The organism is Methylobacterium sp. AC690 (assembly GCF_979256535.1).
The window spans coordinates 1-235 of sequence record NZ_CEEDOX010000142.1 but is presented as its reverse complement, the minus strand read 5'-3'; the positions used below and the strand labels follow the sequence as shown (position 1 = coordinate 235).

General features: G+C 67.2%; 1 pseudogene. It reads left to right on the top strand.

What is annotated here, in order from left to right:
• Positions 1 to 235, top strand: a pseudogene (locus AC0IY1_RS25635) (calcium-binding protein); the annotation flags it as partial.

Below are 235 nucleotides of genomic sequence, written 5' to 3'. Positions count from 1 at the left end.
CGCGATCCGAACGCCGCGTTCGCCACCACGGGCTACCTGGCGGCCAATGCGGATGTCGCGGCCGCCAAGGTGAATCCCCTGACGCAGTACGAGACCCAGGGCTGGAAAGAGGGCCGCGATCCGTCGTCGAGCTTCGACAACGAGCTCTACCTCGCCCGGACTCCCGACGTGAAGGCGGACGGCATGAATCCCCTGACCCACTACCTCGCGTTCGGTCAGGCCGAGGGACGCGAGA